Source organism: Vallitalea sediminicola (genome assembly GCF_054408565.1).
Map to the genome: position 1 here is coordinate 72,590 of NZ_BTPT01000029.1, position 17,264 is coordinate 89,853.

16 protein-coding genes are annotated in these 17,264 nt (G+C 29.9%); 5 read left to right on the plus strand and 11 right to left on the minus strand.

Annotation, left to right across the window (positions count from 1 at the left end; translation table 11 throughout):
* Positions 1-11: 11 nt before the first annotated feature.
* Positions 12-929: a carbohydrate ABC transporter permease gene (locus ACX6CF_RS13450; RefSeq protein ID WP_458785855.1), complete on the minus strand. Its 918-nt coding sequence runs from the start codon at positions 927-929 to the stop codon at positions 12-14.
* A 103-nt stretch (positions 930-1,032) separates the two neighbouring features.
* Positions 1,033-2,409, minus strand: coding sequence for a carbohydrate ABC transporter substrate-binding protein (locus ACX6CF_RS13455; protein ID WP_458785856.1), 1,377 nt, complete (start codon positions 2,407-2,409; stop codon positions 1,033-1,035).
* Positions 2,410-2,968: 559 nt separating this feature from the next.
* Here ACX6CF_RS13455 and ACX6CF_RS13460 point away from each other — a divergent pair.
* Genes ACX6CF_RS13460 through ACX6CF_RS13470 form a run of 3 tightly spaced genes read left to right on the plus strand, consistent with a single transcriptional unit; the run spans position 2,969 to position 6,736 of the window.
* On the plus strand, positions 2,969-3,793 hold the full coding sequence (locus ACX6CF_RS13460) for a MerR family transcriptional regulator (RefSeq protein WP_458785857.1): 825 nt from the start codon (positions 2,969-2,971) through the stop codon (positions 3,791-3,793).
* Positions 3,794-3,814: 21 nt separating this feature from the next.
* Positions 3,815-5,293: a cellulase family glycosylhydrolase gene (locus ACX6CF_RS13465; RefSeq protein ID WP_458785858.1), complete on the plus strand. Its 1,479-nt coding sequence runs from the start codon at positions 3,815-3,817 to the stop codon at positions 5,291-5,293.
* 12 nt (positions 5,294-5,305) lie between these two features.
* Positions 5,306-6,736 (plus strand): MFS transporter, encoded by a 1,431-nt coding sequence (locus ACX6CF_RS13470; protein WP_458785859.1) that lies wholly within the window; start codon positions 5,306-5,308, stop codon positions 6,734-6,736.
* A gap of 82 nt (positions 6,737-6,818) precedes the next feature.
* On the opposite strand, the gene ACX6CF_RS13475 is transcribed toward ACX6CF_RS13470, so the two are convergent.
* From ACX6CF_RS13475 to ACX6CF_RS13500, 6 genes are all read right to left on the minus strand, one after another.
* Positions 6,819-7,538, minus strand: coding sequence for a hypothetical protein (locus tag ACX6CF_RS13475; RefSeq protein ID WP_458785860.1), 720 nt, complete (start codon positions 7,536-7,538; stop codon positions 6,819-6,821).
* Positions 7,539-7,542: 4 nt separating this feature from the next.
* Positions 7,543-8,829, minus strand: a complete 1,287-nt coding sequence (locus ACX6CF_RS13480) for a hypothetical protein (RefSeq protein WP_458785861.1) — start codon at positions 8,827-8,829, stop codon at positions 7,543-7,545.
* A gap of 38 nt (positions 8,830-8,867) precedes the next feature.
* Positions 8,868-9,557 carry a GDSL-type esterase/lipase family protein gene (locus ACX6CF_RS13485; protein ID WP_458785862.1) on the minus strand — a complete coding sequence of 230 codons (690 nt, stop codon included), beginning with the start codon at positions 9,555-9,557 and terminating at the stop codon, positions 8,868-8,870.
* A gap of 151 nt (positions 9,558-9,708) precedes the next feature.
* The gene (locus tag ACX6CF_RS13490; protein ID WP_458785863.1) at positions 9,709-10,584 is read right to left on the minus strand and encodes a hypothetical protein; all 876 of its coding nucleotides are present in this window, start codon (positions 10,582-10,584) and stop codon (positions 9,709-9,711) included.
* A gap of 169 nt (positions 10,585-10,753) precedes the next feature.
* Positions 10,754-11,320: a DJ-1/PfpI family protein gene (locus tag ACX6CF_RS13495; protein ID WP_458785864.1), complete on the minus strand. Its 567-nt coding sequence runs from the start codon at positions 11,318-11,320 to the stop codon at positions 10,754-10,756.
* 52 nt (positions 11,321-11,372) lie between these two features.
* The gene (locus tag ACX6CF_RS13500; protein WP_458785865.1) at positions 11,373-12,326 is read right to left on the minus strand and encodes a helix-turn-helix transcriptional regulator; all 954 of its coding nucleotides are present in this window, start codon (positions 12,324-12,326) and stop codon (positions 11,373-11,375) included.
* A 319-nt stretch (positions 12,327-12,645) separates the two neighbouring features.
* Here ACX6CF_RS13500 and ACX6CF_RS13505 point away from each other — a divergent pair, with 319 nt between their 5' ends.
* Both ACX6CF_RS13505 and ACX6CF_RS13510 read left to right on the plus strand, forming a co-directional pair.
* Positions 12,646-13,692, plus strand: a complete 1,047-nt coding sequence (locus ACX6CF_RS13505; RefSeq protein ID WP_458785866.1) for a tetratricopeptide repeat protein — start codon at positions 12,646-12,648, stop codon at positions 13,690-13,692.
* 31 nt (positions 13,693-13,723) lie between these two features.
* Complete coding sequence (locus tag ACX6CF_RS13510; protein ID WP_458785867.1) at positions 13,724-14,254, plus strand: metalloprotease family protein; 531 nt, start codon at positions 13,724-13,726, stop codon at positions 14,252-14,254.
* Between the two features lie 80 nt (positions 14,255-14,334).
* Here ACX6CF_RS13510 and ACX6CF_RS13515 read toward each other — a convergent pair whose 3' ends face one another.
* From ACX6CF_RS13515 to ACX6CF_RS13525, 3 genes are all read right to left on the minus strand, one after another.
* Positions 14,335-15,180 (minus strand): YitT family protein, encoded by an 846-nt coding sequence (locus ACX6CF_RS13515; protein WP_458785868.1) that lies wholly within the window; start codon positions 15,178-15,180, stop codon positions 14,335-14,337.
* A 108-nt stretch (positions 15,181-15,288) separates the two neighbouring features.
* The gene (locus ACX6CF_RS13520) at positions 15,289-16,266 is read right to left on the minus strand and encodes an SIS domain-containing protein (protein ID WP_458785869.1); all 978 of its coding nucleotides are present in this window, start codon (positions 16,264-16,266) and stop codon (positions 15,289-15,291) included.
* A 131-nt stretch (positions 16,267-16,397) separates the two neighbouring features.
* Positions 16,398-17,255 carry a carbohydrate ABC transporter permease gene (locus tag ACX6CF_RS13525; protein ID WP_458785870.1) on the minus strand — a complete coding sequence of 286 codons (858 nt, stop codon included), beginning with the start codon at positions 17,253-17,255 and terminating at the stop codon, positions 16,398-16,400.
* Positions 17,256-17,264 lie beyond the last annotated feature (9 nt).

The window sequence follows — 17,264 nt, forward strand, 5'->3', positions numbered from 1 at the left end:
TTTCACCCCCATCAATAATTATCATTTTCTTTTTCAGTTAATTTTCTACTAATAATAGCCAGCGTAAATGAAAATAAGAATACTACTACAGCAACAGCCATTGCATATCCAAAATTAGAGTTGGTAAATGCTTGACTATACATATATGACAGTAAAACTTCCGACCCACCATTAGGTGCTCCTCCTGTCATGACCGTAACAAAAAGAAAACTCATATTAAGTGAAGATATTATAAAAAATACTATTGTTACCCTTATTATCTCCCAAAGCATTGGTATCGTGATTAAGAAGAATTGTTTGAATTTTGATGCTCCCTCTAGATCAGCCACTTCATAGAATGAAGGTGATATGGAATCCATACCAGCCATATACATTACCATGTAATATCCTACAGCCTGCCATATCATTGCCCCTGAGATAGCCCATAAAACAGTTTTCGAATCTCCAAGCCATGTCTTACCATTTAATCCTATAAGCCCTAGTGCAGCATTTAATAACCCTCTGTTAGGTTCATATATATAAGTAAATAATATCCCAATAACAACAATTGATAATACGTTTGGGAAAAAGAATAATACTCTGTATAGATTTTTTTCTTTGAATTTACTACGTGATAATGTTGAAGCAAAAAACAATGCAATCACCATAGTGATTATTGTTGTAACAATCATTAAAAATACGGTATTCTTAAAAGCAAGAGCAAATTTCTGATCATGTAATAATGTCTTAAAATTATCAAGTCCTATAAATGTTTTTGTAGGTGATAATCCACTCCACTTATAAAGTGAATTAACAAATACTTTAATAGCAGGATAAACACCTAATATTAAATACAAAACAAATGCAGGAGCAACACAAACCGCAAGAAAGAAACCCTTACTAGAACTGATCTTGTTTTTTTTGACTATTTCTTTTTTTACTGTAGACATTCGGTTACCTCCTATACTATTTTTGTGTAAGTAATTGATTCTATTAAACAGGTGCAGTAATTACTCACTGCACCCTCTGAAAAGTTAATAATTTATGTATTCACTATTTAACTATATTCTTAGCTGCTTCTTCAAAAATTGGTTTTAGATAATCAATAGCTTCATCTTTGGTCTTTGTTCCTGTTATGACTTGACCTACTGTACCAAAGAATTCTTTTCTAGGAACAAGAGTCATATTATCAACAGCTGCGAAGTTGCTTATTAATGGTTTGTATCCTTCATCAAATAAAGTGTATGATGCTCCTGTTGCTTCATCTACATATGGTTTAATTACATCTGCTACACCTTTTAATGGTGGAACTGATTTAGCTTTTTCTGCTTGTATTTTGATTGCTTCATCTGAATATAGGAATTCTAAGAATTTCTTAGCAAGTTCTTTGTTTTTAGAAGCACTTGGTATATACATTTCATCCATTGATGCAACCACATACTTGTCATTATTTGCATTTAATACAGGTGCTGCTGCAAATCCCCATGTAAATCCATCTTCTTTCGGAGCATCTTTCATTTCATTAGCAATCCATGAACCATTAGGTATTAAAGCAGCTTTACCCATAAGGAATTCTGCCTGTGATGTTGTATGATTAATCCCTGCAGTACCATTCATGATTGCTTTAGTAGATGCAATCTTCTCAAATTTATCCATAATGGCTTTAAATTCATCTGAATCCAATGTTGCCACATCATATTTAACAAGTTTATCAAATGTTTCTTTTCCTGCACCTGAAGCAATCGCAGGGAATACTAGAGATTCAAGATATCCTGGGTAGATACCTGCATATGTAATAAGTGATCTATCTATTATTTTATCTTTTAGTTCAAAGAAATCATCCCAAGTTACTGGTGCTGTTATTTTATTTGTTTCAAAATAATTTTCATTGTACCATAATCCAAGTGATGAGAAGTTGAAAGGAGCAAGATATGTTTTTCCATCATCATAAGGACTTAAAAGTGAGTTATCAAGTACTCCATCAATCATTTTATCTTTTAATTTATTCATTACATCACTGATATCAGCAATTCCTTTATCCTTTATAAGAGATTGTGTTGTACCTGATTTATCTCTTGAAGATAAGAATATGAAGTCAGGTGAATCATTTGATAAAATATCATTTCTAATTCTTTCACCGATATTAGGATCAGCTAGGACTTCTACTGTAACGCCTTCATTTTGCTCTTCAAATGCTTTTGCTACTTCATCCCAATATTCACGTCCAAACCCACCTTGGAAAACAGAAACCTTTAGAGTTTGATCTTTTATTTCTGGTTCTTGCTCATTATCTTTTTCTTCAGATGACTTTGATGCATCTACTGTATTTTTTTGATTATCGTCTGTAGTAGTTTCAGTTTTTGAACCACAACCTGCGAACATTGAAACAACCATGATTAGTGCAACGAATAAAGAAATTTTTCTTTTCATAAATTAAACTTCCTTCCTCTTTTATATTTTTATTTGTTTATAGTTCACATTATAGTAATTCTACACAAATCATACAATGGATAAAAATTATACAAATAGCATAACTTTTATAACAAAAATCAGATTTTATTGTTAATATCTATCAGTATATAAGAATAACACATAAATATCTAAGAAATATACCAAATAAATAACTGTAAAAATGTTTTGTTCTGACTTGGCTTTTGCAAAATAGTATATGTATATGTTACGCCAGCTACTTGCTCGTCCTGAGCAAAAAGCTGGGTTCGGCGTCCTGCCTTACTACTTCACATATACATATATTATTTTGCTTGGAATACCCTTCAATATAATCACAAAACACTTTTTCTTCTAATTAGCATAATTTTGTCTATAACAAATTTATTATATTAGGATGATAAATCAAAAAATATTCATTGACATTGGAGTTACTTCATAGTTTATAATATAGTTAACAATATGAATCTAATTCTATAATGGATAAATTAAATTAATTTTATATAGGATTTTATTTATTATGTAAGGGGTTGATCAGTATTTGAAAGAGTATTATACCATCGGTGAAATATCAAAGATTTTTTCTATTTCGACAGATACACTTCGTTATTACTCAAAAATAGGTCTAATCATACCAAAACAGATACGTGATAATAAATACAGGTATTACAGTATTGAACAATTTGAGATGATATCAACTATACTTTTTCTGCGTTCAGTTGATATACCTATCAAGAAAATCCAACAGCTTCTACACCATGAAAACATAAGTAAAATACAAGAAGAAATCCTAAAACAAGAAAATATCTTACAAAATAAAATTAATTATCTAAAACATCTAAAATCACAAATAGAATCTTTTTATTGGAATAGCAGTGAATTTACCTCTGATTCCCTAGACATAAGAATTGAGAAATTACCTAAGTTATGGATAATTTCCAAACCATTTCACACTAATGAAATCGACCTTGATATCGACTCCATATCGTTAATACATAAAGAAACCAATCAAGATTGGATTCTAACCTCAAACATTATATCAATAGTATCAAAAGAACATCTTTTAGAGAAAGATTATCATACTTATGCTTATGCTGGATACGGTTTAATATCTGAATCTCCTTGTCCTTCAAAAAGTGATAGTTTACAAGTTTTGAATGAAAGTTATTATGTTTCTGCTAACACAATCATTTATAAACCTGACCATTCAGATGTTAACATTGTATATGAACATATGCTTGATTATATTGATGCTCATCATCTAGAGATAACTGGTGATGCTATAGAAAGAAACGTGTTAGATATGTTTATAAACGAGCAAGGAGAAAATGCTCATTATATAAAAATAATAATACCAATAAAATAATAAAAAGAAAGAAGGTCTTTTATGGAAAAAATTTATGTAAACGGTAGATGCTTTAATGATGAAAAAGGACGTGAACGTATTTTTAATGGTATCAATATGGTCAATAAAGGAACCTATGATGAATCAACTGGTCAGAAAAACTATATTGCCAGTTGGGATGAAAGCCACTTTGAATGGTTAGTTGACAATGGTTTCAATATTATTCGTCTAGGCATCATCTGGGATGGTGTTGAGCATGAAATCGGTGTATATGACGAAAATTACCTAGACTGGATTGATAGCATGTTGAACCTATGCGAAAAATACAATATCTACGCGTTTCTAGACATGCACCAAGATCTATATAGCAACAAATTTTCAGATGGTGCTCCTGATTGGGCTACACTCACTGATAATCAGCAACATGTAACTGGAGATTTGTGGAGTGATGCTTACATTTTCAGTAACGCAGTAAAACGATCCTTCAAAAATTTCTGGGCTAACACTAAAGCATCTGATGGAATAGGTTTACAAGACCATTATGCTAATATGTGGGCTCATATCATAAAAAGATTACAACACAGCAACGCTCTAATTGGTTATGACTTCATTAATGAACCATTTCCTGGAGAAAATTCTTTAGAAATATTTGGAGCATTATTAGGTTCCTATGCCAAACTCACACAACAAGATATGTCACCTGAACAGTTAATGGCTTCATTTACCAATGTTGATCAAAAAAATAAGCTACTAAAAGATATTGATAATGTTGAGCTGTACACCGCAATGGCGAAATCAGCTTTACACTTAGTAAGCGAATTTGACAAAGGAGCTCTAGCATCCTTCTATAAAAGAATAACTAAGGCCATAAGGCAAGTTTCTGATAAAGGTATAGTCATGATGGAAAATTCATATTTCTCTAACATGGGAATCGAATGCAGTATTCCAAGTATTACTGATGATAATGGTATAAAAGAAAAAAACCAAGCTTACGCCCCTCATGGTTATGACTTGGTTGTTGATACTCCTGAAGTTGTTCATGCTAGTAATAACCGTATTGATACTATATTGAATGCACATAAAAAGGTACAAGAACGCCTGAATATTCCTGTCATGTTCGGAGAATGGGGAGCTCATAGTATGTATTCAGAGGGAATGTATCACATTGTACATATTCTTGATACTTTTGATAAATACAAATGGAGTAATACCTATTGGTGTTATCATGAAAATATAGAACAAGCCCCTGTTATGGATATTTTAAAACGTCCATATCCTCAAGCTGTTTCTGGAAAAATAATAAAATACCATTACAATCGGGAATCTAATGTCTATACACTTGAATGGATAGAAAATTCTAATACTCTAGCACCTACAGAAATATATTTACCACATGAACCAAAATCCATAGATATAGATAGTGAATTTTCTATAAACAAGATATCAAATATGTCTGAATCAGTTATACTTTCTATAACAAATAAACCTATAGCAGTTCGAAGTATAACTGTTGTATTGTAAGGAGTGACTTTAGTGAAAGCTAATTTTCTTAAGTTTAAAGAACAATTTTCCTTTTCTAAAGAAGGATTAAGTTTTACTGAAAAATTTATTCTTTGTTTACCTCTTCAAGCTCTTTCACTATCAAATGTTCTTATTCATAATGTTTATATTAAATTCTATACGGATTTGATTGGACTAAAGCCTTCTTATGTAAGCCTTATATACTTTATATTTAATGTATGGAATATGTTGAATGACCCTGTTTTTGGTATTTTCCTTGATAAAATGAAATACAGACCAAAAAGAGGGAAATATACATATGTTATGCGGGTCACTGTACCATTCATGGTTATTATGCTGATTATCATGTTATTTGCTTCACCATCGTGGGAAGATACAACTGTTTTTTGGGTTCTACTTATTGCGTTATTCTTTTATGATACTGCTGGTACATTCTTCCTTATTTCAGCTAACTGTTATACAATGCTTGCTGCCCCTACCAAAGAAGAACGTATTGACGTCTCTGTAATCGGTGGCTATGTAGGTAATTTCGTCAGTTTTTTTGCTACGCTTATCCCCACTATGTTATTAGTTGGCAGTACTAAAAATAATCGTCCCCTGGTGATTGGATTACTGCTATTTGTAGTTCTAATGAACACAGGTATCTATCTCATTGGTATAATCAAATTGAAAGATAAACCTGAAATGTATGCGGTAGGTGATAGTTCTACCGTAGCAGTCAATACCAAAACATTATGGATTGATATTAAAAGTGTTATAAGCATGCGTTCATTTTGGTGCAATTTCTTCTTTAATTCAACTGGTTTTGCACCCCAAGCGATATATTTTACAGCTTTTCTCTATTATATGGATTATGTAGTGAAATCTACAGGAATTGAAGCCACACTAGCTGATGTATTACCAATGGTAGCAGTTTTTTTGATCTATCCACTAATTGGTAATATTATTAAGAAAAAAGGTATTAAGAAATCTTTATTCCTTGCAATGATTCCTTATATAATGGGTTATTCAATCCTATACTTTGCAAATACTTGGTATTTTGTATTGATAGCTTACATACCAATTATGCTAGGAAGAACAATAAGTCTAACATCAAGAGGTCCTCTTACTGCTGCTATTATTGATGAAAATGAGCTCATGACTTCTATTAGAAAACCAGGGTTATTCAATTCAATAAATGCTCTTTTAACAGCTCCTATTGCTGGATTACAACTTATTATTTTCTCAACAATCATTGAAAAATATGGCTTTCAGACAGGTGGCGTAGCACAAACTCCTCAAGCTGTAGAAGGCATAAGAATTGCAACTGCTCTTGTCCCTATTGGCTTCTGCTTGTTAGGAATAATACCTCTTATATTATTACCTTTCAACTTAGAAAAAGAAAAGATATTATCTACTTTCTCAAAAGAACGTAGACAGCTGAAAAATGTTTCTAACCTATAGTTATTAATAACCCCTTAGTAACATTTAATTAAGGGACTATCGGTTAATATATTTTCAACATCCGACAGCCCCTTGGTTCTTTTTATACATGTAGTTTTCTCCTTATCTTATTTCTGACTCTACCAGGTAAACCATGATATAATCCTAGAATCAAAAGACTTATAGCTACTGAACTGATAAGTACAATTATTGACCAGCTTGGTTTTATCATATTATTAATCCTATATGATATAATTGAATCAATACCTAAACATAATAAGCCTATACCCTCAAATATATAATTCAAAATATATATAGCTTTGTTTTCTTTTTTATTCCTTTTATATAAGAAAACACATATATATAAAATAGCCATAACTAATAATATCATTAATATCGCATATCTATAAAACCAAGAAATATTATTATCTATACTGTCTAGTTTGTATGTCAAAACAATAGATGTCAAACCAATACCTAATATATTATAATATACTTTTAGATACCCAAATGAGAAAAAAAGAAAGAAAATGGACGCAATTATACAGTTTATAATATAATTAATTTTTAATGTGATAGATGGATAGAAGATTTTCATACTTACCAATATTGGTATAGCAAAAAGTAATATGGTCTCTAAAATAAAAAACACTTTATTCTTAACAATACTAACTCTATCTTTATATATGTTCTCTGCTTCTGGAAATACATTGATAGACTGTTCATCAGTTTCTTGTCCCACATCTGGTATTGGGAAATCGCACAGAGGACACTTCTTAATATCATTATCTACTTCAACACCACATTTTGAACAATAGGGCATGGAATCACCTCAGATTTGTTTCTATTTTTACAGCTATGTTCATCTTTCTTATTTTTCTGAAGAAAATCTTTTCTATTTCAGTATTTTTCGTTAATCTTCCAAATGATATATATATTTTCTCTTTATAAGAAGATACACCAACTTTTACTATATTACCTTTGCTTGGAGGCGGATAGAACTCAAATCTTTCTATTAGGTTTTCTATTTCACTTGGCATAACTACCAAACCTAAATTAGAAATACTGCTTGTATACCCACTTTCACCAAACCTCTGATAGATTACAGGCATTATTATATTCTTAACAAAAAGCGGTATTATCCTTATAAATTTATTCTTTTCATTGTTAACATTTCTACTAATATATTGACCGAGATATTTTTCATTAAGATTTAATTCCATATAATTCTTAATTTGTTTTATCAGCTCTTCTCTAGTATATTTTCCTAATCTCAAATCAATAGATGGTGTTAGGCTAATAAAAAAATTCCTCATTGTATTAGACCGAAAAATTCTTCTTAGATTAACAGGTAAATTGATTACCACTCGTTTTTTTAATCTTTTTCTCTTTCTTGCATACTGTGAGCAAACAAAATCCTGGATTGTTTCAAAATATAAGGCTAATAGTAGTTCAGTTATAGAACAGCCATGTATTTTAGATTGTTCTTTGAAATCAGAGATATCTACTATTCCAGTTACGATGTAATATTCCCCTTTTTTATTTAGTTTAAAAGGAAAGTGCATAGCCTTTTTCGGTAAATCTGGGGGTGGTATATCTTTTTTATAATATTTATGAGCTGAATCTTCAAATTCTTCTTTTTTTACTGTAGATTTTATATCAAGAATATCTTCTGAAATAGTTGACGTAATTCCTTTTATTTTAAAATATTCAACTAATAAAGTCTTAAGAAAGGTTATTGCCCCTGTTCCATCTGTGATACTATGTGAGAATTCACAACTAATTTTTTTGTTATAGTATAAAACTCTAAAAGGGAATGTTTTTTTCTTTTTGAAGAACATAAACATACAAGGATAAAATATTTCTTTTTTAACCTTAGGATTGTGATATGCATATTCAAAGTAATACCAGAAAAGGCCTTTTTTTAGATTGACCTTGAAGTATGGAAATCGCTCAATTATATTGTCTAATGCGTTTTGTAATAAAACAGAGTCAACTTTTTCTATTAAAGTTGCTGATATTCTAAACACTGTTGAAACTCTTGTTGATGTAATTGATGGATATATCTTTCCAGTGTTATCTAATCTATACCAATTTCTAATTTTTGCTGCCATATTATCACCAACGTACACTTTCTAGTCATTTCTTCTGATTAAAGATACTTTTCTAATTCCCTAGCAATTATTTCATAGCCTCGTGGAGATAAGTGTAATCCTTCTATCGTACATTCGTATTTTAGCTGTCCTCGATTATCTTTTAATTTTTTATTCATATCTATATAAGTGCAATTATATTTTCTTGATAATCTGTATAGTTGTCTGTTTATTATCTGTATCTGCTTGTTATCTCTGTTTCCTACAATTTTCTTCTTGATTCTATTATTAACATCTTTATAGACAGGATATATTGATTGAACGTAAATCTTTGTTTTTGGTAATTTATTTTTAAATTTTTTTATAATCAGCTTAGTATTATTGATTATATATCCAGGATCTTTTTCATTACCTACGTCATTTATTCCTATAAGTAGAAATATTTTTTTAGGTTTCAAATCGAAAGCACTTTCCTTTAATCTGCATAGAACTCCATAAGTAGTATCACCAGATATTCCTCGATTAATTACATAGTGTTCTGAAAAAAATTCTGATACCATGAAATGTTCAGTTAGTGAATCTCCTATGAATACGATTCCTCCTGGTTTAAGTCTTTTATTCAATCTTCTGAAGTAATCTACCCTCTCATTATAATGATGATACAACCATGTTGATGGTATTTTACAGATTATATTATATGTTTTTAGGGTCATAATTATAAAAGTTGACGATATAATCCATTTGATCATGTTTAGCTCCTTATTAATTATATTATTTTATTTATTATTAGTAGTTGTTTTAATCAGTGAAATTATACAGGAAGTTTTTAAGTATCTAAAACTATAGAATGTTTATAAACAACTCTTATGAAATGTTTTTAGTCAATTGTATAATAAATAGTTATCTAATTATTAATTTAAAATATGTTCTATCTAGTTCATACTCTTTAATTATACTGTCTATTCTCTCGTTACCTTTTTCATCAATTACATATTTTATAATAACTAAATATATTTGCTCACATTCATTACAGTAATTAAAATTACCAACAACAAATTCATTACTAGTATCTCGTAGTTTTTGATTAAGATTTATTATCTGTCTCAGTCTATCTACTCTATCTTCTTTTCCCATACTTTCATCTATTTTTTCTAATATGCACTTAGAATAGTTATCACCATAATCAAAAATGAATACTTGCTTTTCTAGCATATATTGATTGCATTTTTTACAATACTTGAAATTAGGCTTTTGCCTTTTATATGTAATAGTGACACTTATGGCTAATGCTAATATATTAAAAAGTTCCAAAAGAGAATTCATCATTGGATTCAATTTCGTAGCAAATCCATTTCCACCTATCATACCATACATTTCTCCACTTGATTTCAACCTAAAATAGTATTCTTTAAAATTAATTCTATTACCTGTCGTTTCATTATATAATTCACTTATATGAACACCGTCACCAATATAATTAATGTCCATTGAATAATCTACAAAGGTATTACAATAAATATAATACTTCATTCCAAAATATGAGAGTAGTATAAATGATACTGTAGTAAAATAATAAATCTTAGTTATAGGAATCTGATTTTTAAACAATAGCGTATAAAAGAACTTACTACTTATAGTTCCGTATAAAAAAGTTCCTATGGGAAATAAAATAATATAAAAACTAAATATATCAACCCCAAAATTCATTTTCAACTGTGCTAAAAGTACCGCTCCAACTGCATATAGTAATGCTGAAAAAACAATTATTACTGGCATGTAATTTCCTCCTATGTATCATGTATAGTCGCTTGAGATGGGTCCTAGCCCATGAAATAGCATTATACCATTAATTGCTTATGTAAATCCAGTTCCAATTTGTGGTTGACTATTTAATAAAAGGTGATGCATTGACTTAATCGTCAATACATCACCTTTATCATTGCTACTATTTTTCATTATTCCCTTTCCAACAGAAAGGAGATTTAAACCATTCTAAATATCCGTCTACTGGACCTACGTCTAGACCTGCCAGATGATATAGTTCTAATGCAAATTCTAAGTAGGCTTCTGGTCTAGCAGTTACTACATTTCTATCACTTTCGTACATTGAATAAGTTAATGTACCATCTGTTGGTAGATGGTCATAAGCTTTATCTTTTTCGTAATAACCAGTGTATTTTCTGTCTGACAGAATACCTGCATGTGCTATATAATCCACTCCTGCACATATACCGCCTATAACAGCACCATTTTTTTCACATGTTTTGACTAATTGAACTATATCGTTTTTGATTATAGCTCCACCGCCCGGTATTATTAATACATCAATATCTTTTGGATCTACATCACTTATCTTTTTGTCTATAAGTAATCTCTTTCCATCTACACATGTTATAACTTCTTGTTCACTTGAAATCATAAATATATTTTGTTTGCTTTTTTTAAACATTAGTGTAGCAATACACAATTCAGTCTCAAAATAATTATCATATAAATATACTGCAATATTCATTATTAAACACCTCCGTATATCATAATACAACACAAACCCTGACAGATACTTGTCAGGGTTTGTTTATGATTTGCAAATATTTTTCTTGCATTTTTTCAATTTTGTCACCTATGTTTTGTATTAATGATTTTGGGGATAAGACTGTTACCAAATCTACATTTCTATATGCAAACTCAGATATGTATTCAATTCTTTTATTTCTTATAATAAGGGTTATAAGTGATTGGGATTCTTTTATTGTATCAGCTTCTTTAAAAATATTATCGTCCTTGACTTGTTCATATAACCCTTTGTCTATCTCTATTGTGATTTCAGGAATAACATCATCAAGTTGATTTATCTTATAAGATTGTATATATTTTTTTGGAATATCTTCTTGCAATAATTTACACGCACGAATTCTATCCAGTCTAAAAGTTCGTTTTGCATGTCTAACATTACAATAAGCGTCTAAGTACCAGCAACCCTCGCAATAATAAAGGTGTAATGGAGATATTTGTCTAGTCAACCAACTCTTTTTTAATGGCGTATAATAGTCTACAATAATCATTCTTTCCATTTGCAACCCTTGAATAATGCTGTTAAATATACCTTTAACAATTTTTTGAGGATATATATTCTGAACTTCTACTGTTATATGTTTTAACGCATTATTAATATTAGATTGTTTTCCAGATGCATTCAGCAACTTATGTTTAAGTGTAATCAATGCATCATCAAAATCAGTAGTATTTAATTGATATCCCATTTCAAGAAGCAATATCATTATCATTAATTCTCTATCTGTTAACTTTACTGATTGGAAAAAATACGATTTATCTAGTTCATATCCACCATCCAAACCTTCATAAGCTATAATAGGTACTTTCATTTGACTAAGTGCATCCATATCTCTATAAATTGTTCTTTGACTTACTTCCAGCGTCTCTGCCAAAGACGAACAGCTTAATCTTTTGTTTTGGCTCAATAGGTATATGATATTCTGTAATCTTTCTATCTTTTTCATAATTATATCCTCTTATCCATTGAAATATTATCCAGTAAAATATATATGTAACCCATGATATACTGTATTATATCATATACAAAAATGATAAACTACGGATTATGTAACTCATAATAAAAGATAATCTGAGATTTATTTTATGAAATTAATACTAATTTTAATAATAATTATGCCGATACATTTACTGGCATTTGTTTTTATATGTCATAAATTAACTCATATTATTTAATCACAATATAATTTCAGTTAAGTTTTGCATTTATATAGCAGAACAATATTAATTACATTTACATAGTAAATATACGGAGAGGAGACTTCTATGTCAGAAGAAAACATGAACAACAAATATAACTATGATAATTTTTATGAACAAACCAATTATTATGGTTGTAAAAACTGTGGGAGTTCTATTGTTGAAGAAGGCTATAAATATAATCTATGCAAAGATTGTCGAGATAAGCTTTCCAAAAGACCTATTCCTGCATCAATTAAGTTAGTATTTTTTGTTGTGATAGGATTGGTTGTTTTTTCATTAATGAGATTTCCAACCACAATGAAAGGAGCATTAGCTTTTGAGCGAGGTAAACAAGCAGAGGAACAAAAAAAATATTCTACCGCTTTAGATGAATTCCAAAAAGCTAATGAACAATATAATAACTCAGGTAATGTAAAAGCTAAAATAATTATAGCTCAATATCATAATGGTAATTACGATAACGTTATCGACCTGTTGATATCTCTAGAAGGTACTAAGATAGAAAGTGAGAAGTTATATAATCAATTAGATGAAATAAGTTATGATCTAGAAGATATTTATGTCTTAGATGATGAACTTGATAATCTTATAGATACCATAGAAACTGAGTCAGATGATATAAAAATACAAAAGTTAACTGAATATATTAATGTACACCCTAATAGTAATATGACAGCTTACATGTTATCAGACCTATACTGTAATCAAGGTAGCTATGAACAAGCAAAATTTTACATGGATGTAATGCTGAGACAACATCCAGATAATCAATATGCCTTAATATGTATGGCAGCAATTGAAAGAGAACTTGAAATGTATGATTCTGCAATATCTCGTTGTAATCATATTCTAGATATTAACGTAGAATCAGCTGCAGCATATGCTTCATTGGCTAGGATAGAATTAAAAAGATTAGATGATAAAAAAGCCCTGGAATTTATTGAAAAAGCTTATGAATTTGATTCTGATAATCTATCTATAATGGAGACCTTAGTAGAAACATATCATTATAATGATATGATAGAAGAAAGAGATAAAATCTTAGATATCATTAAAAAACATGATGATCTTAGTCCAGCAGATAAAGAATATCTAGAAAGCTTAGACTAATTATTATTATGGAAGAAAGGAATAAAAAAACATGTTAATACCCGGTCAAATAATATCATTAGCTACTTTTCCAGGAGTTATAGTTCATGAAATGGCACATCAATTCTTCTGTAGAATTTCAAGAGTCGCAGTTTTTGATGTATGTTATTTTAGATTCGCTAATCCATGTGGTTATGTTGTCCATGAAGAACCAAAAAAAGTGTATCAACACGTATTAATCAGTATTGGACCATTTATCATAAATACAATATTGGGTGCCCTTATAGCTATGTCAGCGGCAATACCAGTTCTTCGATTCAGTTCTGGTGATTTACTGGATTACTTTCTAATCTGGTTAGGAATTTCTATAGCTATGCATGCATTCCCAAGCAGAGGCGATGCTAATAATATTTGGAATGTAATAAAAAGTAAAGATACTAATTGGTTAACTAAAATAATATGTTTTCCAATAGTAGTTTTAATATATATAGGTGCTTTAGGATCTGTTGTATGGCTTGATTTACTCTATGGAATGGCTATTGCACTATTGATACCTAATATATTATTGAAAATATTAGCTTAAAAAGTATAAGGAGCTGTATCATAATACAAATTTATGGCAATCAATTTTTTGCGATATATTATTATGATACAGCTTCTATTTTATTTAAATCCCTTACCTAATACCTCACTTGTATTAATTATTATAACAAATGCATTTCTATCAACTTTTTGAACGCTCTCTTTTAGGCTTGTGAATTGCTGTTTTGTAACAGCGGTCATCAGTACACCATATTCTTTTTTACTATACATTCCAACTCCATTCAATTTGGTTATACCACGATTGGATTTCCTCATTAACTCAGAAGCAACTTTTTCCTCATGGGCAGTAATAATATAACACATCCTTACATAATCAAATCCATTGACTACCAAATCACTGACTTTCCCACTAACAAATATCATTATTAGAGCTAAAAGTACATTTTCAGGATTATGTAATATTAAACTGCCAATAAGAACAATGCAGCCATCAATAATAATTAATATTTTTCCAATAGTCATATTCTTAAGTTTAGTAATAAGTAATTGTCCTAAAAGTTCTGTACCTCCACTTGATACATTGTATCTGTAGTTTAATCCAACTGATATGCCTAGGAAAACGCCTCCATAACCTGCTGCTATTAAAGGGTTATTGGTCATAGCTGGTAAAAAAGCTAATGCATCGATTAGGAAATTTAACAGGGTTGTTACTATTAAACATTTTACAGTATAAGATACATCCTTTATTTTAAATGCCATAATCATGATAGGTATATTTAGTAGATAAGCAATTAAGCCAACACCCCAAGGAATATATCTGTTGATTAATAATGCAATACCTGTAACTCCTCCACCAACAATATGATTAGGTTTAATAAAAAGATTAATTGCTAATGCATAGAAAATGCAACTTATGAATGTAAAGAAATAGCTACTTAATTTATCTTTATTAACATTAGAACCCATGACGTTTCCTCCTATGTAATAATGGGCATAGTGAAAAACTGACACCGCAATAATATTATTACGATGTCAACGTAGTTCTATAAAACATAAGTAACATATTATGTATAACTAGTATTCCATCTTCCACATATATCTTCTAACAGTTAATGGATGACCTCTGTACTCTGCGAGAGCATCTGCATATCCACGTAGAACAACTCCTACGACTATTGATGCAAAATAACCTTTAAGGTCTTCATCCATATCTTTCATATCAAAATCCGCTGCATCTATTAAGACAATCTTATCAGAATATTTTTTACAGAAATCATGTGCTCTTTCATCTAGATATCTTGAATTATCAATACCTTTTACTATTATAAATGGTACATCAAAATCAGTAATTTCGAATGGTCCATGGAAGTATTCTCCTGAATGTATAGCATTAGAATGAATCCATTGCATTTCCATCAATAAACATATTGCAAATGAATATGCAGGTCCATAGTTACCTCCACTGGCCATTGTATAAATAACTTTTTCTCTTTTATACTCTTTACCAAAATCTAATGCTTGTGAAGAATATTTTTCTATATTTGCTTTGAAGATTCCATCCATCTTGTCTATAGATCTACAAGCTCTTTCATACTTTTCATTTGGCTGTATGGCATTAAGAATATTAAATACCAAGCTATGTAGGATAGTATGATTATGATTAGTCATATCTGCTTCGTCCATCCAATCATAATGAATTGGATATTCTGTAGTTTCCCATAGTGGTGACCCTATACTATGTGACATTGAAATAGTTAAAGCACCTTTTTCTCTAGCTAATCTAGTGGCTTCAACTGTCTCTGGAGTCTTTCCTTGCATAGAACATGATATTACAACAGAATCTATCCCTAATGCCTTAGGTGTACTATGTACAAATTCATTAGCTGTATAGACTGTGGATGGTATTTCACATTCACAATCTAATACGTATTGTGCTGGTTTCATCAATGCCATAGAACCTCCACAAGCTACAAAATAAATGTGATTAATATTTTCCTTAGCTTTTACTGCTTCCATAGCTACGTTGATTTGTTCAATATGTTCTTTTTTCATTTTAATTACTCCTTTTCTATTATATTTAATATTTTATATACATTTATTACATAACCTTATATAACGTTATGTTTTAGAGTAGGATATTCTTTATTTTATGCATTAAAACATGAAATAAAGAATTGTATATTCTAGCCTTTAACGGAACCTGCTGTTAACCCTCTAATAAATTGCTTTTGCATTAATAAGAAAATCAATATCATTGGAATTGATGCAATGACAATTCCAGCTAACATTACTGTATAGTTGGCTTTCATATCTCCTTGAAAAGTCATTAATCCTATAGGTATAGTCATAATCTCTTTACTTTCAAGAAAAACATTTGCAAATAAGAATTCATTCCATACAAAATTCAGATTAACAATTGCACATGACGCAAATATTGGTTTACTGATTGGTACAATTATCTTATAGAAAATCTGAAAACTATTATAACCATCTATATAAGCCGCTTCCTCAAGTTCTCTTGGAATCGAAAGGAAATAAGCTCTCATTAAAAATACCGTAAATGGTATTCTAAATGCGATATAAGGTAGTATAACTGCAAAATATGTATTATAAAGATTTAACGTTTGCAGCATTTTATAAAGGGGAACTAACGCAACTTGTTCTGAGAGAGCCATACCTCCAAGAACTATGAAAAAAATGATGTTACCTCCCTTTACATTAAATCTGGTTAGACCATATGCTAATAAGGAACTTATGATAATAATTAATAATAAAGAAATAGAACTTACCATTACTGAGTTCTTAAAATAATCAAACAAACCTTTACCCCATGCTTCTGCGTAGTTACTAAATAGCCATTTACTAGGCAGTGCCAATGAATTATTGAATAGTTCATTATTACTTTTTAATGAGTTAATCAGTAACCATATTATTGGCAGAAATATACTTATTACTAGAATAATAAAGAATATATTCAACACAACTTTCATTATATTATTTTTATGTGTTTTCTTTATATGTATTACTTCGCTGGTTGACATGGCTACCCT

Coding starts and splice junctions, on each gene's coding strand:
- ACX6CF_RS13450 (WP_458785855.1), bottom strand. CDS start 929: ATGTCTACAGTAAAAAAAGAAATAGTCAAAAAAAACAAGATCAGTTCT.
- ACX6CF_RS13455 (WP_458785856.1), bottom strand. CDS start 2,409: ATGAAAAGAAAAATTTCTTTATTCGTTGCACTAATCATGGTTGTTTCA.
- ACX6CF_RS13465 (WP_458785858.1), top strand. CDS start 3,815: ATGGAAAAAATTTATGTAAACGGTAGATGCTTTAATGATGAAAAAGGA.
- ACX6CF_RS13475 (WP_458785860.1), bottom strand. CDS start 7,538: ATGCCCTATTGTTCAAAATGTGGTGTTGAAGTAGATAATGATATTAAG.
- ACX6CF_RS13480 (WP_458785861.1), bottom strand. CDS start 8,829: ATGGCAGCAAAAATTAGAAATTGGTATAGATTAGATAACACTGGAAAG.
- ACX6CF_RS13485 (WP_458785862.1), bottom strand. CDS start 9,557: ATGATCAAATGGATTATATCGTCAACTTTTATAATTATGACCCTAAAA.
- ACX6CF_RS13490 (WP_458785863.1), bottom strand. CDS start 10,584: ATGCCAGTAATAATTGTTTTTTCAGCATTACTATATGCAGTTGGAGCG.
- ACX6CF_RS13495 (WP_458785864.1), bottom strand. CDS start 11,320: ATGAATATTGCAGTATATTTATATGATAATTATTTTGAGACTGAATTG.
- ACX6CF_RS13500 (WP_458785865.1), bottom strand. CDS start 12,326: ATGAAAAAGATAGAAAGATTACAGAATATCATATACCTATTGAGCCAA.
- ACX6CF_RS13505 (WP_458785866.1), top strand. CDS start 12,646: ATGTCAGAAGAAAACATGAACAACAAATATAACTATGATAATTTTTAT.
- ACX6CF_RS13510 (WP_458785867.1), top strand. CDS start 13,724: ATGTTAATACCCGGTCAAATAATATCATTAGCTACTTTTCCAGGAGTT.
- ACX6CF_RS13515 (WP_458785868.1), bottom strand. CDS start 15,180: ATGGGTTCTAATGTTAATAAAGATAAATTAAGTAGCTATTTCTTTACA.
- ACX6CF_RS13520 (WP_458785869.1), bottom strand. CDS start 16,266: ATGAAAAAAGAACATATTGAACAAATCAACGTAGCTATGGAAGCAGTA.
- ACX6CF_RS13525 (WP_458785870.1), bottom strand. CDS start 17,255: ATGTCAACCAGCGAAGTAATACATATAAAGAAAACACATAAAAATAAT.